24 protein-coding genes are annotated in these 20,337 nt (G+C 62.8%); 11 read left to right on the top strand and 13 right to left on the bottom strand.

Features of this window, described 5'->3' with window-relative positions:
* The first annotated feature begins 92 nt into the window (after positions 1 to 92).
* From ACZYR5_RS26000 to ACZYR5_RS25980, 5 genes are all read left to right on the top strand, one after another.
* The gene (locus tag ACZYR5_RS26000) at positions 93 to 833 is read left to right on the top strand and encodes an XRE family transcriptional regulator (protein WP_489092239.1); all 741 of its coding nucleotides are present in this window, start codon (positions 93 to 95) and stop codon (positions 831 to 833) included.
* A gap of 357 nt (positions 834 to 1,190) precedes the next feature.
* Entirely contained in the window at positions 1,191 to 1,433 is a 243-nt protein-coding gene (locus ACZYR5_RS25995) for an exodeoxyribonuclease VII small subunit (RefSeq protein ID WP_027617730.1), read from the top strand.
* Complete coding sequence (gene ispA, locus ACZYR5_RS25990) at positions 1,430 to 2,317, top strand: (2E,6E)-farnesyl diphosphate synthase (protein WP_489092238.1); 888 nt, start codon at positions 1,430 to 1,432, stop codon at positions 2,315 to 2,317. The genes ACZYR5_RS25995 and ispA overlap by 4 nt, the downstream gene beginning before the upstream one ends.
* Positions 2,318 to 2,416: 99 nt before the next feature.
* Positions 2,417 to 4,315 (top strand): 1-deoxy-D-xylulose-5-phosphate synthase, encoded by a 1,899-nt coding sequence (gene dxs, locus ACZYR5_RS25985; protein WP_489092237.1) that lies wholly within the window; start codon positions 2,417 to 2,419, stop codon positions 4,313 to 4,315.
* Positions 4,316 to 4,441: 126 nt separating this feature from the next.
* Positions 4,442 to 6,322 (top strand): TonB-dependent receptor domain-containing protein, encoded by a 1,881-nt coding sequence (locus tag ACZYR5_RS25980; protein WP_489092236.1) that lies wholly within the window; start codon positions 4,442 to 4,444, stop codon positions 6,320 to 6,322.
* Between the two features lie 39 nt (positions 6,323 to 6,361).
* Here ACZYR5_RS25980 and ACZYR5_RS25975 read toward each other — a convergent pair whose 3' ends face one another.
* From ACZYR5_RS25975 to nrdR, 12 genes are all read right to left on the bottom strand, one after another.
* A complete protein-coding gene (locus tag ACZYR5_RS25975) occupies positions 6,362 to 7,159 on the bottom strand; it encodes a cobalamin-binding protein (protein WP_489092235.1) in 798 nt (265 codons plus the stop codon).
* Positions 7,159 to 7,578 carry an MFS transporter gene (locus ACZYR5_RS25970; RefSeq protein WP_489092234.1) on the bottom strand — a complete coding sequence of 140 codons (420 nt, stop codon included), beginning with the start codon at positions 7,576 to 7,578 and terminating at the stop codon, positions 7,159 to 7,161. The genes ACZYR5_RS25975 and ACZYR5_RS25970 overlap by 1 nt, the downstream gene beginning before the upstream one ends.
* The gene (ribA, locus tag ACZYR5_RS25965) at positions 7,575 to 8,192 is read right to left on the bottom strand and encodes a GTP cyclohydrolase II (protein WP_027617724.1); all 618 of its coding nucleotides are present in this window, start codon (positions 8,190 to 8,192) and stop codon (positions 7,575 to 7,577) included. The genes ACZYR5_RS25970 and ribA overlap by 4 nt, the downstream gene beginning before the upstream one ends.
* A 109-nt stretch (positions 8,193 to 8,301) precedes the next feature.
* Entirely contained in the window at positions 8,302 to 9,057 is a 756-nt protein-coding gene (locus tag ACZYR5_RS25960; protein ID WP_489092233.1) for a substrate-binding periplasmic protein, read from the bottom strand.
* A gap of 23 nt (positions 9,058 to 9,080) precedes the next feature.
* Positions 9,081 to 9,584 carry a phosphatidylglycerophosphatase A family protein gene (locus ACZYR5_RS25955; RefSeq protein WP_489092232.1) on the bottom strand — a complete coding sequence of 168 codons (504 nt, stop codon included), beginning with the start codon at positions 9,582 to 9,584 and terminating at the stop codon, positions 9,081 to 9,083.
* The gene (thiL, locus tag ACZYR5_RS25950; protein WP_489092231.1) at positions 9,581 to 10,546 is read right to left on the bottom strand and encodes a thiamine-phosphate kinase; all 966 of its coding nucleotides are present in this window, start codon (positions 10,544 to 10,546) and stop codon (positions 9,581 to 9,583) included. Before thiL ends, ACZYR5_RS25955 begins: the two co-directional genes overlap by 4 nt.
* A 21-nt stretch (positions 10,547 to 10,567) precedes the next feature.
* The gene (nusB, locus tag ACZYR5_RS25945) at positions 10,568 to 11,068 is read right to left on the bottom strand and encodes a transcription antitermination factor NusB (protein ID WP_027617720.1); all 501 of its coding nucleotides are present in this window, start codon (positions 11,066 to 11,068) and stop codon (positions 10,568 to 10,570) included.
* Positions 11,065 to 11,541: a 6,7-dimethyl-8-ribityllumazine synthase gene (gene ribH, locus ACZYR5_RS25940; RefSeq protein WP_003228649.1), complete on the bottom strand. Its 477-nt coding sequence runs from the start codon at positions 11,539 to 11,541 to the stop codon at positions 11,065 to 11,067. Before ribH ends, nusB begins: the two co-directional genes overlap by 4 nt.
* A gap of 91 nt (positions 11,542 to 11,632) precedes the next feature.
* Positions 11,633 to 12,724 carry a bifunctional 3,4-dihydroxy-2-butanone-4-phosphate synthase/GTP cyclohydrolase II gene (gene ribBA, locus ACZYR5_RS25935; RefSeq protein ID WP_489092230.1) on the bottom strand — a complete coding sequence of 364 codons (1,092 nt, stop codon included), beginning with the start codon at positions 12,722 to 12,724 and terminating at the stop codon, positions 11,633 to 11,635.
* A 30-nt stretch (positions 12,725 to 12,754) separates the two neighbouring features.
* On the bottom strand, positions 12,755 to 13,417 hold the full coding sequence (locus ACZYR5_RS25930) for a riboflavin synthase (RefSeq protein WP_489092229.1): 663 nt from the start codon (positions 13,415 to 13,417) through the stop codon (positions 12,755 to 12,757).
* A gap of 44 nt (positions 13,418 to 13,461) precedes the next feature.
* The gene (gene ribD / locus ACZYR5_RS25925) at positions 13,462 to 14,595 is read right to left on the bottom strand and encodes a bifunctional diaminohydroxyphosphoribosylaminopyrimidine deaminase/5-amino-6-(5-phosphoribosylamino)uracil reductase RibD (RefSeq protein WP_489092228.1); all 1,134 of its coding nucleotides are present in this window, start codon (positions 14,593 to 14,595) and stop codon (positions 13,462 to 13,464) included.
* Positions 14,592 to 15,056, bottom strand: a complete 465-nt coding sequence (gene nrdR / locus ACZYR5_RS25920) for a transcriptional regulator NrdR (protein ID WP_027617716.1) — start codon at positions 15,054 to 15,056, stop codon at positions 14,592 to 14,594. The genes ribD and nrdR overlap by 4 nt, the downstream gene beginning before the upstream one ends.
* A gap of 128 nt (positions 15,057 to 15,184) precedes the next feature.
* On the opposite strand from nrdR, the gene ACZYR5_RS25915 reads away from it, so the two are divergent.
* The 3 genes from ACZYR5_RS25915 to trxA all read left to right on the top strand — a co-directional run bounded on the left by ACZYR5_RS25915 (position 15,185) and on the right by trxA (position 17,238).
* Positions 15,185 to 15,649, top strand: coding sequence for a hypothetical protein (locus tag ACZYR5_RS25915; protein ID WP_489092227.1), 465 nt, complete (start codon positions 15,185 to 15,187; stop codon positions 15,647 to 15,649).
* Positions 15,646 to 16,302 carry a class I SAM-dependent methyltransferase gene (locus ACZYR5_RS25910; protein WP_489092226.1) on the top strand — a complete coding sequence of 219 codons (657 nt, stop codon included), beginning with the start codon at positions 15,646 to 15,648 and terminating at the stop codon, positions 16,300 to 16,302. Before ACZYR5_RS25915 ends, ACZYR5_RS25910 begins: the two co-directional genes overlap by 4 nt.
* A gap of 63 nt (positions 16,303 to 16,365) precedes the next feature.
* Positions 16,366 to 17,238, top strand: coding sequence for a thioredoxin (trxA, locus tag ACZYR5_RS25905; protein WP_489092225.1), 873 nt, complete (start codon positions 16,366 to 16,368; stop codon positions 17,236 to 17,238).
* A 5-nt stretch (positions 17,239 to 17,243) separates the two neighbouring features.
* Here the strand turns inward: trxA and ACZYR5_RS25900 are convergent, their stop codons facing one another.
* A complete protein-coding gene (locus ACZYR5_RS25900) occupies positions 17,244 to 17,603 on the bottom strand; it encodes a hypothetical protein (RefSeq protein ID WP_489092224.1) in 360 nt (119 codons plus the stop codon).
* A gap of 134 nt (positions 17,604 to 17,737) precedes the next feature.
* Between ACZYR5_RS25900 and ACZYR5_RS25895 the strand changes: the two genes are divergently transcribed.
* From ACZYR5_RS25895 to ACZYR5_RS25885, 3 genes are read left to right on the top strand one after another with little or no spacing between them, the layout of a single operon-like run.
* Positions 17,738 to 18,322, top strand: coding sequence for a DUF2796 domain-containing protein (locus tag ACZYR5_RS25895; protein WP_489092223.1), 585 nt, complete (start codon positions 17,738 to 17,740; stop codon positions 18,320 to 18,322).
* 29 nt (positions 18,323 to 18,351) lie between these two features.
* Complete coding sequence (locus ACZYR5_RS25890) at positions 18,352 to 19,062, top strand: ABC transporter ATP-binding protein (protein ID WP_489092222.1); 711 nt, start codon at positions 18,352 to 18,354, stop codon at positions 19,060 to 19,062.
* A gap of 1 nt (position 19,063) precedes the next feature.
* The gene (locus tag ACZYR5_RS25885) at positions 19,064 to 20,329 is read left to right on the top strand and encodes an ABC transporter permease (protein ID WP_489092221.1); all 1,266 of its coding nucleotides are present in this window, start codon (positions 19,064 to 19,066) and stop codon (positions 20,327 to 20,329) included.
* Positions 20,330 to 20,337: the final 8 nt, after the last annotated feature.

Below are 20,337 nucleotides of genomic sequence, written 5' to 3'. Positions count from 1 at the left end.
CACTGTATCGCGCAATGGAAAAGAATATTCCTGCATAAATTACTCAAGTTGTTTATTCAAACTTGCAAGTGCACTCCGTAAAATCCGCACTCATGAAAAAATACAAATGTGGCCCACGCTTCAAAGCACTCCTCAAGGAGGTGAAAATCACCCCGTCGGAGTTCGCGACCTTCTGCAACGTCGAGCCCCAGCACGTCAATAACTGGTACATCCGCGGCGTGCCCTACCCACGCCTGGAAGAAATCGCCCGTCTGCTGAGCGTCAACAGCCAGTGGCTGCTCAACGGCGAGGGGCCCAAGTACCCCGTCACCGGACACCCCAGCGAACCCAGCACAGCGCCTTCGCCGACACCGCCGGTGCCTGCAACAAATGTCGACGCGCTCGACCTGGAAATCCCCTTGTACAAGGAGCTGCCGAAAGCACCAGGTGCCAGCGCCACCCATGTGGTCAAAATCCCCGGCGAAGTGGTGCGCCTGCCGCGGCGCTATCTGGAGAGCCTGGACGTCGAGCCCGCGAAGGCCATCTGCGTGCCCATGGTGGGCGACAGCATGTCGGAAAGAATCGAAGACGGCTCGACCCTGGCCATTGACTGCGGCCTGACCCAGGTCATAGACGGGCATATCTACGCCATCAAGCACGACGGCATGCTGCGCATCAAATACCTGCATCCCCTCCCGGGCGGCGCGCTGCGTCTGCGCAGTCACAACAGCCACGCCTATCCGGACGAAATATTCAGCGCCGCCCAGATCGAAAACCAGAACATCAAAGTCCTGGGCTGGGTGTTCTGGTGGTCAACCCTCAATAAACAGAGGCCACCAGTGCCTTTCGGCTGACCCGGCAACGCCCTGCAATACACATCGCACTGGGAATTTCCCAAAAAAATCAGTATGCTGCGCCGCACATTTGCATCGCCCCGCCCAGCGCCGGTCGATCGCACCGACAAGGCAGATGACTTTCTGGCCAAGTCCCACAGCCGGACGCAAGATCCGGATGTACGTTTTGAAGGCTGGTACGGTTTACCAAAAATAAACCAAGCCAGTCCCCGAGAAGCCGGCCACAAGCCGGCTTTTTAATGCCTGCAGCAAAGCCCCACCTCACTGCCAAACGTCACCCGCCCAAGTACCGACGTTTGCCCCACACCCCCCTATCTGCTAGTGTCGCGCCGGTTTAACGTCACCGGGATAGCCGCCATGGCCCGCAAAAAAGCTGCACTGGATTTCGAACAATCCCTCGCCGACCTGCAAACGCTGGTTGAACGTCTGGAGAACGGCGAGCTGTCGCTGGAAGACTCGCTGACGGCCTTCGAGCAAGGCATCGGCCTGACCCGTGACTGCCAGGCGGCGTTGGCCCAGGCAGAACAGAAGGTGCAGGTGCTGCTGGAGCGCGATGGCGAGCTGTCCGAGGCGCCGTTCGACGCGGAACAGCCAGAATGATTGCAGTGTATTCGGCCAACAGCCAGGCGCGGGTCAATGCCGCGCTGGAAACCCTGTTCATCGCTCCCAGCCCTGAACTCGCGCGCCTCTACGAAGCCATGCGCTACAGCGTGATGAACGGCGGCAAGCGTGTGCGTCCGTTGCTCGCCTATGCCGCCTGCGAAGCGCTGGGCGGCCAGGCCAAGCAGGCCAATGGCGCGGCCTGCGCGGTGGAGCTGATTCACGCCTACTCGCTGGTTCACGATGACTTGCCGGCAATGGACGATGACGACCTGCGCCGCGGTCAGCCGACCACCCACAAGCAATTCGACGAAGCCTGCGCGATCCTCGCCGGTGACGGCCTGCAGAGCCTGGCCTTCAGCGCCCTGCTCGATCCGCAGTTGAACAACGCCGAGGCTGAAGTGCGTCTGCAGATGGTCAGCGCCCTCGCGCTGGCGGCGGGCCCTGCCGGGATGGTCGGTGGCCAGGCGATCGACCTCGGTTCGGTCGGCCTCAAGCTGGATCAGCAAGCCCTCGAATACATGCACCGGCACAAGACCGGCGCGCTGATCGAGGCCAGCGTCAAGCTCGGCGCCCTGGCCAGCGGTCGCGCGGAAAAGGCCGAACTGAGGGCGCTGCAGACCTACGCCCAGGCCATCGGCCTGGCGTTCCAGGTGCAGGACGACATTCTCGACGTTGAAAGTGATACCCAGACCCTGGGCAAACGCCAGGGCGCCGATATTGCCCGGGACAAACCGACCTACCCAGCCCTGCTCGGCCTTGAAGCCGCCAAGGCCTACGCCCTGGAACTGCGTGATCAGGCCCTGCACGCGCTGCGACCGTTTGACGCGTCGGCCGAGCCGCTGCGTGATCTGGCGCGCTATATCGTCGAACGGCGTAACTGATCAGCCGCCCGCTGCCCGGCAACTTCCGCGCTCTGCGTGGGCAGCGTGCGCTGCATCAGGTAAACTGCCGCATCTTTTATACCTATAACGATTCGCCTGATGCCCACGACGTTTCATGAGATTCCCCGCAAGCGCCCGACCACGCCCCTGCTCGACCGCGCCAACACGCCGGACGGCCTGCGCCGGTTAGGCGAAGCCGAGCTGGAAACCCTGGCTGATGAGTTGCGCCTGGAATTGCTCTATACGGTCGGCCAGACCGGCGGGCACTTCGGTGCCGGCCTGGGCGTCATCGAGCTGACCATCGCGCTGCATTACGTCTTCGACACGCCGGACGACCGTCTGGTGTGGGACGTTGGTCATCAGGCCTATCCACACAAGATCCTCACCGGTCGACGCGAGCGCATGGGCACCCTGCGCCAGAAGGACGGCATTGCCGCTTTCCCGCGGCGCTCCGAGAGCGAGTACGACACCTTTGGCGTCGGCCACTCCAGCACCTCGATCAGTGCCGCGCTGGGCATGGCCATTGCCGCCCGCCTGCAGCACAGTGATCGCAAGGCGATTGCGGTGATCGGTGATGGCGCACTGACGGCGGGCATGGCCTTCGAGGCGCTGAACCATGCGCCGGAAGTCGATGCCAACATGCTGGTGATCCTCAACGACAACGACATGTCGATCTCGCGCAATGTCGGTGGTCTGTCGAACTATCTGGCCAAAATCCTCTCCAGCCGCACTTATGCAAGCATGCGCGAGGGCAGCAAGAAGGTCCTGTCGCGCCTGCCGGGCGCCTGGGAAATTGCCCGCCGCACCGAAGAGTACGCCAAGGGCATGCTGGTCCCCGGCACCCTGTTCGAAGAACTGGGCTGGAACTACATCGGGCCAATCGACGGCCATGACCTGCCGACGCTGATCGCCACCTTGCGCAACATGCGTGACCTCAAGGGCCCGCAGTTCCTGCATGTGGTGACCAAGAAAGGCAAAGGTTTCGCCCCGGCCGAAGTCGACCCGATCGGCTATCACGCCATCACCAAGCTCGAACCACTGGACGCCCCGGCCGCCGCGCCGAAAAAAGCCGGCGGGCCGAAGTATTCCGGCGTGTTTGGTCAATGGCTCTGCGACATGGCGGCCGCCGACCCTCGCCTGGTGGGCATTACCCCGGCGATGAAGGAAGGCTCCGACCTGGTGGCCTTCAGCGAACGTTATCCACAGCGCTACTTCGATGTGGCGATTGCCGAGCAGCACGCGGTGACCCTTGCCGCCGGTATGGCCTGCGAAGGCGCCAAGCCGGTCGTGGCGATCTACTCGACGTTCCTGCAGCGCGGCTACGACCAGTTGGTGCATGACGTCGCAGTGCAAAATCTCGATGTGCTGTTCGCCATCGACCGTGCCGGCCTGGTGGGCGAAGACGGCCCGACCCACGCCGGAAGTTTCGACTTGTCGTTCCTGCGCTGCATCCCGGGCATGCTGGTGATGACCCCGAGCGACGAGAACGAACTGCGCAAGATGCTCACTACTGGCCACCTGTACAACGGCCCGGCGGCGGTGCGCTACCCACGTGGCAACGGCCCGAATGCAACCATCGAACAGGACCTGGAACCGATCGAAATCGGCAAGGGTGTGGTCCGTCGCCAGGGCAGCAAGGTCGCCCTGCTGGTGTTTGGCGTACAACTGGCTGAAGCGTTGAAAGTGGCGCAAACCCTGGACGCCACCGTGGTCGACATGCGCTTCGTCAAACCCCTGGATGAAGCGTTGGTACGCGAGATTGCCGGCAGCCACGAGCTGCTGGTGAGCATCGAGGAAAACGCAATCATGGGCGGCGCCGGCGGTGCGGTCAGCGAATTCCTGGCGCGGGAAAACATTCTCAAGTCGATGCTCCACCTCGGCCTGCCGGACAGCTACGTCGAACACGCCAAGCCGGCGCAAATGCTCGCCGAATGCGGGCTGGACGAAGCCGGGATCGAAGCGGTGGTGCGCCAGCGCCTGCAACTGCTGAACATCTAAATCCGATCCTGATCTGTAGGAGCCGGCTTGCCGGCGAAGCTTTTAGCGTTCTCAGGAACGCCTTCGCCGGCAAGCCGGCTCCTACAGGGTCTGCACGGCACGCCCCTCTGTTTTTGCGAACTCATTATGAAGCTCTCCCCGCTCGCCCTGACGCTGACGCTGTTGCCATCCGCGCCTCTGCTGGCCGACACCCTCGACCGCGACCAGGCCCTGAAACTGCCGGACGTGCTGATCAGCGCCAACCGCCAGGTCGAAGCGCGCAACGACAGCAGCGCCGCCAACACCGTGTTCACCCGCGATGACATCGACCGCCTGCAGCCCACCAGCGTGGTTGATCTGCTGAGCCGCGTGCCGGGCGTACAAGTGGCGCAAGCCGGTGGCCGTGGCAGTTTGCCGGGGGTGTACATTCGCGGTACCAAGGCAGCGCAAAGCCTGGTGCTGGTGGACGGCCAGCGCATCGGCAACTCGACCTCGGGCGACAGCAATCTGCAGCACCTGAACATCCAGCAGATCGAGCGCGTGGAAGTGTTGCGCGGCTCGCGCTCGGTGATCTATGGCAGCGATGCGATTGGCGGGGTGATTCAGATCTTCACCCGGCGCAGCGCCGAACCGGGCCTGCAGCCGCGCCTGCAAATGGGCTTTGGCAGTAACCAGACCTGGGAGCGCAGCCTGGGATTATCGGGCGGCGACCAGGACACCCGCTTCAACCTCGGGGCCAGCCTCGATGAGACCGCAGGGATCAACCGCACCCGCGAGTCGTACCCCAGCGATGGTGATCATGACGCCTATCGCAATCAGGCCCTGAGTCTGAGCCTGAGCCACAGCTTCAATGACGACCTCGAAGCCGGCCTGAATATTCTGGATAACCGCGGCAAGAGTGAGTTCGACAATCCGTTTGGTCGCTATATATCCAACGACGAAAGTGTCCAGCAAAAGCCCTACAGCGATTTCACCGTGAGCAGTGTCAGCAGCTACGTCGACGCGCGCCTGAACGATGCCTGGCAGTCCCGGGTGGAAATCGGCCACAGCGAGAACCGCGAGGAAACCTTCGACAAGCTCAGCGACGAAGACTCGGTGTTCAACACTTACCGAGATTCGCTGAACTGGCAGAATGATTTGCAACTCAACGAGCAGCACAGCCTGATTCTCGGCGGTGACTGGTATGAGGACCGGGTCAACAGCAGCACGACGTTCGACGAACACAGCCGCTGGAACCGCGCCGCTTTTGTTCAACATCGTTTCCGCGCCGAACACTTTTCCACCGAGTTGGGCCTGCGCCACGACGACAACCAGCAGTTCGGCAGCCAGAACAGCTGGAGCGGCACCCTGACCTTGCCGGTGAATGCCGACAACGACCTGTTACTGACCTACAGCGAAGGCTTCCGCGCACCGACCTTCAACGACCTGTATTACCCGGATTTCAGCAATCCGAACCTCAAACCCGAGACTTCGAAGAGCTACGAACTGCAGTGGCGCAGCCAGTTGAGCGAAACCAGCCGCCTGGAAGCTTCCCTGTATCGGACCGACCTAGAAGACGCAATTATCTCGCGCAACTATTCGCCTCCAGAAAATATCGCCTCGGCACGAATCTACGGCTTCGAAGCAGCGCTGAAGCAGGAGCTGTTCGGCTGGCAGAGCAGCCTTGGGCTATCGATCATCGACCCACGGGATCGCGACACCGGCCACACCCTGGCGCGCCGCGCCCGGCGCACCCTCAATCTGGACCTGGACCGACAGTTTGATCGCCTCGGCCTGGGTGCAACCTGGCAAGCAGTCAGCAGCAGCTATGACGATGAGAAAAATCAGCAGCCGCTGGGTGGATATGGCCTGTTGGGGCTGCGCAGCAGTTGGGCGGTGAGCCGCGAAGTCAGCCTGCAGATGAAGGTCGACAACCTGCTGGACAAGTCCTACAGCCGGGCGCTGTACAGCTATCAGGGCAATCAGTATGGCTATCGCGAGGAAGGACGGGCGTTGATGTTTGGGGTGACGTGGACGCCGGAGCTTTGATCAGGAATTGATGCTGTCCGGGTTGGCCTCTTCGTCGGGTCACCGGCCGGGCGCGAGCAATCGGCACAGTGTGGCGGTTGCTTCGATCATCTGTCCGCTCGGGCGCTCCAGGCCTTTGTCAGTGACCAGCAGCAATTGGCCATTTGTCACCGCCGTCACCTGCGGCCAGGCTTTCCAGGCATCAAGCTGCGCGTGCGTGCTGGCCAGAATCACTTCGGGATTTATCGCCAGCACGGCTTCGACGCTGACCTGGGGTGCTGGTAACTTTAGGTCGGCGAAGATATTGCGCGCGCCACAGACCTGCAATGCGTCACTGATGATCTGCTCGCCGCCCACGGTGTACAGCGGCTGGTCCCAGACCTGATAGAACACCCGTAGCGGCTCGGTTCGCCGATAGCGGTGGCGCAAGTCAGCGAGACGCTGGCGCAGGTTCGCCACTAAAACCTGGCCACGCTCAGGCCGACCCAACTGCTCGGCAATGGCTTCAATTTGGCTGATCAGTTGTTCGAGGCTATGGGGTTCGGCAACCACGGTGGGAATCCCCAGTCGGCTCAGTTGCTCACGCTGCGCCGGGCCGACGCTGCCCGGCCAGAGCAGCAACAGGTCGGGCCTCAAGCTGAGCAGGCGCTCCATGTCCAGTTGCCCGTAACGACCCACCGATGGCACGTCCTTCAAGGGCGCCGGCCGTTCGCCAGCGTCGAGCACGCCGACCAGCAAGTCAGCCGAATTCAGTTCAACGACGATTTCCGAGAGTGACGGCGCCAGGCTGACCACCCGCTCCACCGCAGCCGCAGCGCCACTGGCGAGCAGCAGCGCAAGCGCCAGCCAGCGGCCCATCAGCCGAGTTGACGCGGGATACGGTAGAGGTAGAACAACACCGCAGTGGACAACCCGAGCAGGGTCAGCGGCACGCCCTCGAGGCCGACGAACACCGCCAGGGCGGCGATCCAGGCCGGCAGCGATGCCGCCAACAGCGCCTTGCGCCGTGTCGCCGTGAGGGCAATCCAGGCGGCCGGCTCTTCAGGGGTATCGAGGGCTTTATGGGTGCTGATCAGGCCATGCTTGTAGCCGCCGAAGAATTTCAGGCTGACAAACATCGAGGCCATGCCGGCGATGAAAAACGGCATCGCCAGCACCGGTGCAAGCGCCTCGCCATCGCCGAACAGCGCATTGATCACCAGCAGCGGCAGCAAGGCCAGTGCCAGGTATTGCCACCAATTGACGGACAGACGCCGCCGAACCTGACCCCGGGTCACGCCCGGTCAGCCTCGCCCTGATGTTCATTGCCCATCATGTGGTCGAGCTTGCTGGCTTTGGTCGCCAGGTACAGTTTGTTGTGCGGGTTATGGCCGGTGTGCAGCGGCACGCGCTCGGCGACCACGATGCCCATGTCGGTCAAGGCTTTGACCTTGCGCGGGTTGTTGGTCATCAGGCGCAGGGATTTCACCCCCAGGTGCTCGAGCATCGGCAGGCACATGGCGTAGTCGCGCTGGTCAGCGGCGAAACCCAGGCGCTCGTTGGCCTCAACGGTATCGGCACCACCATCCTGCAGCTCATAGGCGCGGATCTTGTTCAGCAGGCCAATGCCACGGCCTTCCTGACGCAGGTAGAGCAACACGCCGCGACCTTCGCGAGCAATGGCCTGCAAGGCGGCTTCCAGTTGCGAACCGCAGTCGCAGCGCTGGCTGAACAAGGCATCGCCGGTCAGGCATTCGGAGTGCAACCGGCCAAGCACCGGCGCACCATCGGCCACATCACCCAAGCTCAATACAACGTGCTCGCGGCCAGTGGACTCATCGAGAAAGCCATGCATGGTGAATTGCGCAAATGGCGTTGGCAGCTTGGAAGCGGCAACAAAAACGACAGGCACCGGTGTGCTCCTGATCTAGATTCTGGTAATTCGCAGAGGCGGCATTGTAACAGCAGGTCGCAATAGACGCTTAGGCTGAATTATTTGTCATAACTATCAAATAGTTTGATTACTCGACCGCGGGCTTGGCACTTCCCTCGAACGGATAAGGCTCCTGCCAGCGTTCGAAAATCGGCTTCAGCTTGCCGCTGCTGACCAGCAATGCCATGCGCCGGTCGTACAACGCCATCAGCGAGCGGGCCTGCGGCGTGTCGGCGAAGCCCAGGTACAACGGCAGTTCCGCAACGTGAGTAGAACGATACGGCTTCACGTCCTTGGCGTCCCGAACCACCGCGTCGACCTCGGTCTGTGCATCGATGTAGAAGTCCGCGCGCCCCTGCTTGAGCATCCCCAGAATCCCCTGGCGCCGCTCGATCTGGGTGAAGTTTTTTATGTCCGGCAGGTATTTGTCGTATCGATAGCCGCGCACCCAGGCCAATCGGTACTTGCCCAGCGTTGCCAGGGTGGGCGTTGGCATGCTGGCCAGGCCGAGGGCATAGATATGATCGGAATCGAAGTTCCACTTGGGATACAGCACGCCTTCGACTTCGTCCCGGTAGGAGCCCACCATGGCGTCCACTTCCTTGAGCTGCGCCAGGCCGATGGAGCGGGTATAAGGCACCGTGCGAATATCCAGCTTGACCCCGGCGGGCTCGAACACTTCGCGCAAGATGTCCCAGGCCATGCCGTGCCCGTCAGCGGCGGTGTAATCTTCCCAGTCTTCGCTCGCCAGCTGGATGACCGCAGGCACGGCGGGCACTTCCGCCGCCCGGACGACCGAGCAGAACAGCGCCAACAGAACAATCCAGCACCCGCGCCTCACCATTCCCTAGCCCCTCGAATCATCCTTTAGGTGAAATACCAGACCAGCCCCTGCATGCCCATCCAGGCGAACACCCCTGCCAGTACGTCGTCGAGCATGATCCCGACGCCGCCGTGTACATGCCGGTCGATCCAGCGGATCGGCCAGGGCTTGAGGATGTCAAAAAAGCGGAACATCAGGAACCCCGCCAGCAACCAGTACCAGCCCTCCGGTACCAGCCACAGGGTGATCCACATCCCGACCATTTCGTCCCAGACGATGCCTTCGTGGTCGTGCACACGCAAATCGTCGGCCACCTTGCCGCACAGCCAGAAGCCGAACAGCATGGTGATGCCGAGCATCAGCCAGTAACCCCAGTCGGGCAACATCTGCCACAAAGGGATGAAGGGTAGCGCAACCAGCGAACCCCAGGTGCCAGGCGCCTTGGGCAAAGTGCCCGAGCCGAAGCCGAAGGCCAGGAAATGCCACGGATTGCGCCACACCGACGGCGGCACGAACTCGGCCGGGACCTGTTTGGGATGATCTGTCACGGTGTCTCCTGAAAATGTTGGTAGCCGCGAACCTGCGGGGTGATGTCCTGCCCGCTCGCGTCAACCAGGGTCACGCCCTGCCCGGCCACGACCCGACCGACCACATGGATCGGCCAGCCCTCGGCCAGCAGTGCCGACAGATATTCCTCTGGCAAGGTGAATGCCAGCACGTAGTCGTCACCACCACTGACGGCGGCAACGCGGGCCGCATTCTCGCCGAGAAAACCAACCAGTGCCTCGGACAACGGCAGTTTCTGGTTTTCGATCAGCAAGCCGACAGCCGAGGCCTTGGCGATATGTCCGCAATCGGCCAGCAAGCCGTCGGAAATATCCAACGCCGAACTGGCTTTGCCGCGCAGCGCCTGGCCCAAGGCCAATTGCGGCTGGGGCGACCAGTAATGTGCCAGCAACGGCTCGGCAATGGCTGTCGGCGCCGCACGCTGCCCGAGCACCAACGGCAAGGCACCGGCGGCGTTACCCAGATCGCCGCCGACGCACAACAGATCGCCGACCTGCGCACCGCTGCGGGTCAGCGCCTGGCCGGCCGGCACCCGGCCGAACACGGTCATGGTCAGGCTCAGCGGGCCACGCGTGGTGTCGCCGCCCACCAGCCGCACACCACAGCCCTGGGCCATGCTGTTCAAACCACGGGCATAGGCTTGCAGCCAGTCGGCGGTCACCGTTGGCAGGGTCAGGGCAAGGGTAAAGGCAATAGGGGTGGCGCCCATGGCAGCCAGGTCGCTGACCGCCACAGCCAGCGAGCGCTGGCCGAGCAGGTACGGGTCGCAGGGGTCGGCAAAATGCACACCCGCCACCAGGGTGTCGGTGGAGATCGCCAGCTGCTCCCCGGCAGGCAGTGCGAGCAAGGCGCAGTCGTCGCCAATCCCCAGTGCAACGCCATCGCCCGCCTGCGCACAGGGCGCAGCGGCGAAGTAGTTGCGGATCAGCTCAAACTCGCCCATAGGCACATGTTCAAGCGCCGATCAGCGCTTGAACGCCTTCACTTCAGCTTCACGCAGGCGCGGTGCCAGCTTGTCGAGAACACCGTTGACGAACTTGTGGCCGTCGGTGGAGCCGAACACTTTTGCCAGCTCGATCCCTTCGTTGATCACCACGCGATACGGTACGTCGACGCGCTTGAGCAGTTCCCAGGTGGACAGGCGCAGTACGGCCAGTTCAACCGGGTCCAGCTCTTCGATGGTCAAGTCCAGGCAAGGCTTGAGCGCGGTGTCGATTTCGGTCTTGCTCGCCGGAACCCCGTGAAGGATTTCGCGGAAGTAAGCGCCATCGACATCGCTGAAATCGTTATCGACCCGGAATTGCGCTTCGATTTCGTTCAACGAAGCCTTGGCCATGTGCCATTGATACAGGGCCTGGGTCGCGAGCTGACGGGCTTCGCGACGCTTGGCGCTTTTCGATGGCTTGCCGGCATCCGCAGGTTTCGGATCGCGCGGGTTGAAACGATCGCTTTCGTCGCTAATCACTTGGCCTCCAACTGCGCCAGCAGGCTGACCATTTCCAGAGCGGACAGGGCAGCTTCAGCACCTTTGTTGCCGGCCTTGGTGCCGGAACGCTCGATGGCTTGCTCGATGGAATCAACGGTCAGGACGCCAAAGGCAACCGGTACGCCGAACTCCATGGACACCTGGGCCAGGCCCTTGGTGCACTCGCCCGCCACGTATTCGAAGTGCGGAGTACCGCCACGAATGACCGCGCCCAGGGCGATGATTGCCGCGAACTCGCCTTTCTGGGCGACTTTCTGCGCAACCAGCGGGATTTCGAAGGCGCCAGGCGCGCGGATGATGGTGATGTCGCTTTCGCTCACGCCATGGCGAACCAGGGCATCAACAGCACCGCTGACCAGGCTTTCAACCACGAAGCTGTTGAAACGGCCCACTACCAGAGCGTAGCGGCCTTTAGGGGCGATGAAGGTACCTTCGATGGTCTTCAGGGTCATTCGATAGATCTCTTAAAGAGCCGGGACGCGTCTTCTACGCGCCCCTCAGTGATATTTGAACCGCGAACAAGGGGGTAAAAACTACCGGCCTTTATTCGGAGGGCACGTATTCTACAACTTCCAGATCGAAACCGGATATCGCATTAAATTTCATTGGTGCCGACATCAGGCGCATTTTGCGCACGCCGAGGTCGCGCAGGATCTGCGAACCGGCGCCGACAATGCTGTAGGTGGTCGGTTTTTTCGCCACTGCCTGGTCGGCGGTTTCGCGAATATGCGCCAGCAGCACGTCGCCATCGAGCGGGTGACCGAGCAACAGCACCACACCGCTGCCGGCCTCGGCGACCGCAGCCATCGCGGCGCGCAGGCTCCAGCGCCCCGGTTGCTTGACCATCAGCAGGTCGCGCAGCGGGTCCATGTTGTGCACCCGGACCAGGGTCGGTTCTTCGGCGCAGACAGTGCCCAGGGTCAGTGCCATGTGCACGTCGCCTTCCACCGAATCACGATAGGTCACCAGGTTGAATTGGCCCAGTTCGCTGTCCAGCGGCTGCTCGGCAATCCGCTGAACGGTACGTTCGTGGATCATCCGGTAGTGAATCAGGTCAGCAATGGTACCGATCTTGATGTTGTGTTCAGCGGCGAAGGCTTCGAGTTCGGCGCGACGGGACATGGTGCCGTCGTCGTTCATCACTTCGCAGATCACCCCGCTCGGCTCGAACCCGGCCATGCGCGCCAGGTCGCAAGCGGCTTCGGTGTGCCCGGCGCGTGCCAGGGTACCGCCAGCCTGGGCCATCAGCGGGAAGATGTGGCCCGGGCTGACGATGTCGTCGGCCTTGGCATCACGGGCGGCAGCGGCTTGTACGGTGCGCGCACGGTCGGCGGCGGAGATGCCGGTGGTGACGCCGGTCGCCGCTTCGATCGACACGGTGAACTTGGTGCCGAAGCCCGAGCCATTGCGTGGCGCCATCAACGGCAGCTTGAGCAATTCGCAGCGCTCGCAGCTCATCGGCATGCAGATCAGGCCACGGGCGTGCTTGGCCATGAAGTTGATGTGTTCTGGCTGGCAGCACTCGGCGGCCATGATCAGGTCGCCTTCGTTCTCGCGGTCTTCGTCATCCATGAGGATGACCATCTTGCCTTGGCGGATGTCTTCAACCAGTTCTTCGATGCTATTGAGCGCCACAAGGCACCCCCTTTAATTCGAAATTTGAGCTCAGGATTTGAGGTAGCCGTTGGCGGCCAGAAAGCTTTCGGTGATGTTGCCGGCTGCCGGTTCTGCGGCCTTGTCGCCCAGCAGCAGGCGCTCCAGATAACGGGCCAGCAGGTCCACTTCGAGGTTCACCCGGCGACCTGGCTGGTACGAAGCCATGATGGTTTCGCTCAGCGTGTGCGGAATGATCGTCAGCAGAAACTCGGCGCCATCCACGGCGTTCACGGTCAGGCTGGTGCCGTCGACGGTGATCGAACCCTTGTGGGCGATGTACTTGGCCAGGTCCTTCGGCGCACGAATGCGGAATTCCACGGCGCGGGCGTTTTCGGTGCGCGCAACCACTTCGCCGACACCGTCGACGTGACCGCTGACCAGGTGACCACCCAGGCGGGTGGTCGGGGTCAGGGCTTTTTCCAGGTTGACCGGGCTGCCGCTTTTCAGATCATTCATCGCGGTGCAGTCCAGGGTCTCGCGGCTGACATCCGCCGCGAAACCGTTGCCAGGCAGTTCAACCGCGGTCAGGCAGACGCCGTTCACCGCGATGCTGTCGCCCAGCTTGACGTCGCTCAGGTCGAGCTTGCCGGTTTCTACGTGTACCCGTACATCTCCGCCTTTGGGGGTCAATGCACGAATACTGCCGATGGATTCGATGATACCGGTAAACATGGAGTCCTCCTCGAGAACAAAACCTTCTTGGCCGCAGCCGGGAATTATACGCTGGCTGATGGCACAGGAATGGCAGTGACCCGCCAGTCATCGCCAACCGCACGAATTTCAGTGATTTTCAGCGCCGGGGCATCCTTCATTTGCGCCAGGGGCCAGTCCAGCAGCGGGCGCGCCGAAGAGCCGAGGAACTTGCCGGCCATGAAGATCTGGTACTCGTCCACCAGGCCTTGCTGGGCAAACGCGCCGGCCAGGCGTGGACCGGCTTCCACCAGTACTTCGTTGACCCCGCGAGCGGCCAACTCGACCAGCAGTTGTCGCAGGTCTACCTGCCCCTCGGCGCCGGGCACGATCAGGCACTCGGGGCCGTTGGCGTACTGTTCTTCGACGGCGACGCAGGTCGCGACCAAGGCCGGGCCGGCCTTGAAGAAGGCGGCCTCCAGCGGCACCCGCAGGCGACCGTCGATCAACACCCGCAGCGGCGGTCGGCTCAGCGCCAGGGCGGTCTGCTCGGCGTCCAGTCCCAGCTCGGCGGCGCGCACGGTCAGGCGCGCGTCATCCGCCAGCACCGTGTCGGCACCGGTCAGCACTACGCTGGCCTGGGCGCGCAGGCGCTGTACCGCAGAGCGGGCGTCGGGGCCGGTGATCCACTGACTCTCGCCGCTGGCCATCGCCGTACGGCCATCCAGGCTCATCGCCAGCTTGACCCGCACGAACGGCAGGCCGTGCTCCATGCGCTTGAGGAACCCTTGATTGAGCAGACGCGCCTCGTTTTCCAGCACGCCACTGTCAGTGGCAATCCCGGCCTGCTGCAGACGCTGCAAACCGCGCCCGGCGACTTCCGGGTTGGGGTCCTGCATCGCCGCGACCACTCGCGCCAGCCCGGCATTCACCAGAGCATCGGCACAGGGCGGCGTGCGCCCGTGATGGCTGCAGGGTTCCAGCGTCACATAGGCCGTGGCGCCCCGTGCCAGCTCGCCGGCCGCGCGCAAGGCGTGGACTTCGGCATGCGGCTCACCGGCGCGCTCGTGCCAGCCTTCGCCGACAATTTGCCCGTCGCGCACGATTACGCAACCGACGCGCGGATTGGGATGGGTGCTGTAGTGGCCCTTGCGCGCCAACTCCAGCGCGCGCGCCATGTAATGGGCGTCGAGGATGGCCTGCTCTGGGGAAGTGGTCATGGCTTGATCGGCTCACGGGCCAGGCGATCGATCTCTTCGCGGAACTCGTTGAGGTCCTGGAAGCGGCGATACACCGAGGCGAAACGAATGTAGGCGACTTCATCGAGCTTCTGCAGCTCGGCCATCACCAGTTCACCGACCACCAGTGACTTGACCTCACGCTCACCGGTCGCGCGCAGCTTGTGCTTGATCTGCGCCAGCGAGGATTCCAGGCGCTCGACACTCACCGGACGTTTTTCCAGGGCGCGCTGCATCCCGGCGCGGAGTTTTTCTTCGTCGAACGGCTGACGGCTGCCGTCGGTTTTGATCAGGCGCGGCAACACCAGTTCGGCCGTCTCGAACGTCGTGAAACGTTCGCCGCAGGCCAGGCATTCACGCCGGCGGCGCACTTGATCGCCCTCGGCGACCAGTCGCGAGTCGATGACCTTGGTGTCGTTGGCACCGCAGAAGGGACAGTGCATGGTGGCAGGCAACAAAAAAAGGGAGGGCCATGGTAGCGCATCCCGGTGGCAAGACAAGCCATAGGCTTTGCGGTATACAGACGGGCTATAGTGCCTGAACCATGGATTTGATCTCGCTGGAGCCGTAAATGCCGCTACGACCGCTCGTTTTACTCAGTTTCGCCGGCCTGTTGGTCGCCTGCAGCAGCGATACGCCCAAGCCCGCCGAACCGACGCCCGGCCCGGCCCCGCAGATGGCCCAGAAAAAAGCCCAGGAATCCGCCGCCCTCGGTCCACTCCCCGCCTACCAACGTGAATTGACCGGCACCCTGCAGGGCGTGCCACAAGGCGCCGAAGTGGAACTGGCCTTGCTGGTGATCGACGAGCGTTCGCGTCCGCAACAACTGTTGGCCAGCGCCAACCTGATCGGCAACAACCAGGCCCTGCCGTTTCACCTGCGCTTCAACCCCGAAGCCTTTCCCGCCGGCGCCCGCGTTGAATTGCGCGGCCGCGCCAGCCAGTCCGGGCAATTGATTTTGCACCTGCCGGCGCAGCGAATTTTCCAGCCGACCACTCAGGCACTGGGTCAATTGCAATTCGTCAAAGCACCATGACTGCACCGCTAGACCTGCAGCAGGCCCTTGGCGACCTGCTCGGCGACGCGCAACTGGTGCCTTGCCCGTTGCCGGGCACCGAGCTGAAGTTGTGGCTGATCGATGGCGACAACATGGACCGCGCCTTCAGCCCGGAAGAAACCCGGCGCATCCTCCACGAGCCGCCGTACTGGAGTTTCTGCTGGGCCAGCGGCCTGGCGCTGGCCCGTTACCTGGCGGAGCAGCCGCAGTGGGTCGCCGGTAAACGAGTGCTGGATTTCGGCGCCGGGTCCGGCGTCGCCGCGATTGCCGCGGTGAAAGCCGGCGCGCTCGAAGTGGTGGCTTGCGATCTGGATCCGCTGGCGATTGCCGCCTGCCGAGCCAACGCCGAATTGAATGGCGTCGAGCTGAACTACTCGACGGATTTCTTCGCCGAGGCCGACCGCTTCGACCTGATCCTGGTGGCCGACGTGCTCTACGACCGCGCCAACCTGCCGCTGCTCGATCAATTTCTCAGCCGTGGCCGCGAGGCGCTGGTGGCAGACTCACGCGTGCGCGACTTCCGTCACCCGTTGTATCAGCGCCTGCAGATGCTCGAAGCCATGACCTTGCCGGACCTGGCCGAACCCCACGAATTTCGCCATGTCAGTCTGTACCACGCCCGCCGGACATGAGGCTTTCAGCCATACCCCGGCACGCCGTATAGTTGCCCCATTCCCGTTTTTTCGAGATGCCCCATGAGTCAGGACACGCCGTATATCTTCGATGCCACTACCGCTGATTTCGACCAGTCGGTGATCGAGAACTCATTTCACAAGCCGGTGCTGGTGGACTTCTGGGCCGAGTGGTGTGCGCCGTGCAAGGCGCTGATGCCGATGCTGCAAGGCATCGCCGAGAGCTATCAGGGCGAGCTGCTGCTGGCCAAGGTCAACTGCGATATCGAGCAGGACATTGTCGCTCGCTTCGGCATTCGTAGCCTGCCAACCGTGGTGCTGTTCAAGGACGGACAACCGGTCGACGGCTTCGCCGGTGCCCAGCCCGAGTCCGCCGTGCGCGCGCTGCTTGAGCCCCATGTGCAGATGCCACCACCGCCGGCCGCCGATCCCTTCACCCAGGCCCAGGTGCTGTTTGACGAGAGCCGCTTTGCCGAGGCCGAAGCCGCGCTCAAGGTCCTGCTGGGCGAAGACAACACCCATGCCGGTGCGCTGATTCTGTACGCCCGCTGCCTGATCGAGCGCGGTGAGCTGAGCGAAGCCCAGGCTGTGCTGAATGCGGTCAAGAGTGATGAACACAAGGCGGCGCTGGCCGCTGCCAAGGCGCAGATCCAGTTCCTCGGCCAGGCCGCCAATCTGCCGGATGTCGCCGAACTGAAATCGCGCCTGGCGCAGAATCCGCAGGACGACGAAGCGGTCTATCAACTGGCGATCCAGCAGTTGGCCCGCCAGCAATACGATCCGGCGCTGGACTCGCTGCTCAAGCTGTTCATCCGCAACCGCAGTTACAGCGAAGGCCTGCCGCACAAGACCTTGCTGCAGGTGTTCGAACTGCTGGGCAACGATCACCCGCTGGTCACCACTTACCGCCGCAAGCTGTTCGCCGCGTTGTACTGAGCCGCCTACTCGGGCGTGATCCAGCGATAGAGCGGCGTATCGGCGCCGCTCAGCACCTTGACGTCGGCACAGTGGCGCAAGCGCACCAGCAAGCGCTTGCCGGCCGACGGGCTGCCGGTCACGCCTTCCAATTGCTCCAGCAGGTCCGGCCCGCTCAGCTCGCCGGCCTTGCGCAACAACTCCCGGGCAAGCTGCCATTGCCGATCATCCTGATTCGCCGGTTTGGCCATCGTGCCAGTGGCAGGCGCTTCGCCGTCGACGCGGCTGACCTGTAGCTGCGCGCCGAGTTTTGCCCAATCGCCATCATCGAGTTCCAGGGTCAAATCCACCGGCCAGTCGCCGATGCTTCCACGTATGCGCAACATTGGGGTTTCCCTCGGGTGTGTGCCGAACATGCTCCCATGCGTCTTGCGCAACGCCAAGCTTGAGTTCAAACTGCCGGTGGAATTGTTATAAGATTACATAACAAAATGTTTAATTGACCACCCGGAGTGTTGCCATGCGCCGCCTGCTTCTCGCTTTGCCGTTTGCCCTGCTGCCACTGGCGATTGCCCAGGCGGCTGAAACCCACGACCACGAACACGGCAGTCTCGCTGCTCACGAGCATGGCGTCGGGCGCCTGAACGCTGCACTCGACGGCCAGACCCTGGAACTGGAACTGGAAAGCCCGGCGATGAACCTGGTGGGCTTCGAACACGCCGCCAGCACCCCGGCCGACAAGGCCAAGGTCGCCGCGGTCCGCGCGCAGCTGGAACAACCCTTGACCCTGTTCGCCTTGCCCAAGGCGGCCAATTGCGTGATCAGCGAGCAGGAGCTGGAGAGCCCGTTGTTCGGTGAAAAACCCGAAGACCATGTGGCCCACGATCACGACACCAAGGACGCTGACGAACATCACCATGACCACAGCGAAATTCACGCCCACTACCAGTTCACCTGCACCCAACCGGATGCGCTGAAAACCCTCGACCTGGCGCCACTGTTCAAGGCCTTCCCTGCCACACAAAAAATTCAGCTACAACTCATTGGCCCGAACGGCCAGAAAGGCCTTGAGGTCACACCACAGTCAGGCACTCTGAGCTTCTGAATCATCCTTCTCCAGCCGACCGGTTTCCCATGACCCAAGCACTTATCGAACTGACTGACCTGGGCTTCAACTGGCCCGGTCACCCGACCCTGCTGGATATTCCGGCGTTTCGCCTGGAGCCCGGCGAAACCCTGTTCCTCAAAGGCCCCAGTGGCAGTGGCAAGACCACTCTGCTGGGCCTGCTCGGCGGGGTGCAGAAAGCCAATCGTGGCAGCATCCGCCTGCTGGGTCAGGAGCTGAGTGACCTTTCAGCAGGCGCCCGCGATCGCTTTCGGGTCGATCACACCGGCTACATTTTCCAGCAATTCAACCTGCTGCCGTTTCTCTCGGTGCGTGAGAACGTCGAACTGCCCTGCCATTTCTCGGCGCTGCGTGCCCGCCGGGCGATCCAGCGCCACGGCAGTGTCGATGCCGCCGCCGCGACCCTGCTCGCGCACCTCGGGCTCAAGGATCCCGGCATCCTCGCTCGACGCGCCGACTCACTGTCGATTGGCCAGCAACAACGGGTCGCCGCCGCCCGCGCCCTGATCGGTCAACCGGAACTGGTGATCGCTGACGAGCCGACCTCGGCTCTCGATTACGACGCTCGCGAAGCGTTTATTCGCCTGCTGTTCGCCGAATGCCGCGAGGCCGGCTCCAGTCTGCTGTTTGTCAGCCACGACCAGAGCCTGGCGCCGCTGTTCGACCGTCACCTGTCGCTGGCCGAGCTCAATCGCGCCGCCACACCTGCAGAGGTCTGAGATGTATTTGCTCCGTCTAGCCATGGCCAGCCTGGCTAATCGCCGTTTCACCGCCCTGCTCACTGCCCTCGCCATCGCCTTGTCGGTGTGCCTGTTGCTCGCTGTGGAACGAGTGCGCACCGAAGCCCGGGCCAGTTTCGCCAGCACCATCAGCGGCACCGACCTGATCGTCGGCGCGCGCTCGGGCTCAGTGAACCTGCTGCTGTACTCGGTGTTTCGTATCGGCAATGCCACCAACAACATTCGCTGGGACAGCTTCGAGCACTTCGCCAACAATCCGAAAGTGAAATGGGCGATTCCGATTTCCCTCGGCGACTCCCATCGCGGCTACCGAGTGATGGGCACCACCGACGCTTATTTCCAGCACTACCAGTACGGTCGCCAACAGAACCTGCAATTGGCCAGCGGCCGCGCCTTCGCCAGCGATCCGTTCGAGGTGGTGCTCGGCGCCGAAGTGGCCGATGCCCTGCATTACAAACTTGGCGACAAGCTGGTGCTGGCCCACGGCGTGGCAGTGATCAGCCTGGTCAAGCACGACGACAAACCCTTCACCGTGGTCGGTGTCCTCAAGCGCACCGGCACGCCGGTGGACCGCACGCTGCATATCAGCCTCGGCGGCATGGAGGCGATCCATATCGACTGGCACAACGGTGCTCCTGCCCGGGGTGACGGCCGGGTCAGTGCCGACCAGGCACGCAATATGGACCTCACGCCGCAAGCCATTACCGCGTTCATGCTCGGTCTCAACAGCAAGATCGCGACCTTCTCATTGCAGCGCGAGATCAACGAATTCCGCGGCGAACCGATGCTGGCAATTCTCCCGGGCGTGGCCCTGCAGGAACTCTGGAGCCTGATGGGCACCGCTGAAAAAGCCCTGTTCGTGGTCTCGCTGTTTGTGGTCCTGACCGGCTTGATCGGCATGCTTACGGCGATCCTCACCAGCCTCAACGAACGGCGGCGGGAAATGGCGATCCTGCGTTCGGTCGGCGCCAGGCCCTGGCATATCGCCACGCTGCTGGTGCTGGAAGCCTTTGCCCTGGCGTTGGCCGGGGTGATCGCCGGCCTCGCCCTGCTGTACCTGGGCATTGCCCTGGCGCAGGGTTACGTGCAGTCGAACTACGGCTTGTTTCTGCCGCTGTCGTGGCCCAGCCAGTATGAATGGACGCTGCTCGGTGGCATCCTGCTGGCCGCGCTGCTGATGGGCAGCGTGCCCGCCTGGCGCGCCTATCGGCAATCGCTGGCCGATGGTCTGTCGATCCGTTTATGAGGATGTTG

The organism is Pseudomonas sp. F007 (assembly GCF_057814275.1).
This window is presented reverse-complemented; position numbering and strand designations above follow the sequence as displayed.

Coding starts and splice junctions, on each gene's coding strand:
- trxA (WP_489092225.1), top strand. CDS start 16,366: ATGAGTCAGGACACGCCGTATATCTTCGATGCCACTACCGCTGATTTC.
- ACZYR5_RS25975 (WP_489092235.1), bottom strand. CDS start 7,159: ATGGGCCGCTGGCTGGCGCTTGCGCTGCTGCTCGCCAGTGGCGCTGCG.
- thiL (WP_489092231.1), bottom strand. CDS start 10,546: ATGGGCGAGTTTGAGCTGATCCGCAACTACTTCGCCGCTGCGCCCTGT.
- ribD (WP_489092228.1), bottom strand. CDS start 14,595: ATGACCACTTCCCCAGAGCAGGCCATCCTCGACGCCCATTACATGGCG.
- ACZYR5_RS25930 (WP_489092229.1), bottom strand. CDS start 13,417: ATGTTTACCGGTATCATCGAATCCATCGGCAGTATTCGTGCATTGACC.
- ACZYR5_RS25960 (WP_489092233.1), bottom strand. CDS start 9,057: ATGGTGAGGCGCGGGTGCTGGATTGTTCTGTTGGCGCTGTTCTGCTCG.
- ACZYR5_RS25995 (WP_027617730.1), top strand. CDS start 1,191: ATGGCCCGCAAAAAAGCTGCACTGGATTTCGAACAATCCCTCGCCGAC.
- ACZYR5_RS25890 (WP_489092222.1), top strand. CDS start 18,352: ATGACCCAAGCACTTATCGAACTGACTGACCTGGGCTTCAACTGGCCC.
- ACZYR5_RS25900 (WP_489092224.1), bottom strand. CDS start 17,603: ATGTTGCGCATACGTGGAAGCATCGGCGACTGGCCGGTGGATTTGACC.
- ACZYR5_RS25915 (WP_489092227.1), top strand. CDS start 15,185: ATGCCGCTACGACCGCTCGTTTTACTCAGTTTCGCCGGCCTGTTGGTC.
- ribH (WP_003228649.1), bottom strand. CDS start 11,541: ATGACCCTGAAGACCATCGAAGGTACCTTCATCGCCCCTAAAGGCCGC.
- ACZYR5_RS25895 (WP_489092223.1), top strand. CDS start 17,738: ATGCGCCGCCTGCTTCTCGCTTTGCCGTTTGCCCTGCTGCCACTGGCG.
- ispA (WP_489092238.1), top strand. CDS start 1,430: ATGATTGCAGTGTATTCGGCCAACAGCCAGGCGCGGGTCAATGCCGCG.
- ACZYR5_RS25910 (WP_489092226.1), top strand. CDS start 15,646: ATGACTGCACCGCTAGACCTGCAGCAGGCCCTTGGCGACCTGCTCGGC.
- ACZYR5_RS25885 (WP_489092221.1), top strand. CDS start 19,064: ATGTATTTGCTCCGTCTAGCCATGGCCAGCCTGGCTAATCGCCGTTTC.
- ACZYR5_RS25980 (WP_489092236.1), top strand. CDS start 4,442: ATGAAGCTCTCCCCGCTCGCCCTGACGCTGACGCTGTTGCCATCCGCG.
- ACZYR5_RS26000 (WP_489092239.1), top strand. CDS start 93: ATGAAAAAATACAAATGTGGCCCACGCTTCAAAGCACTCCTCAAGGAG.
- nrdR (WP_027617716.1), bottom strand. CDS start 15,056: ATGCACTGTCCCTTCTGCGGTGCCAACGACACCAAGGTCATCGACTCG.
- dxs (WP_489092237.1), top strand. CDS start 2,417: ATGCCCACGACGTTTCATGAGATTCCCCGCAAGCGCCCGACCACGCCC.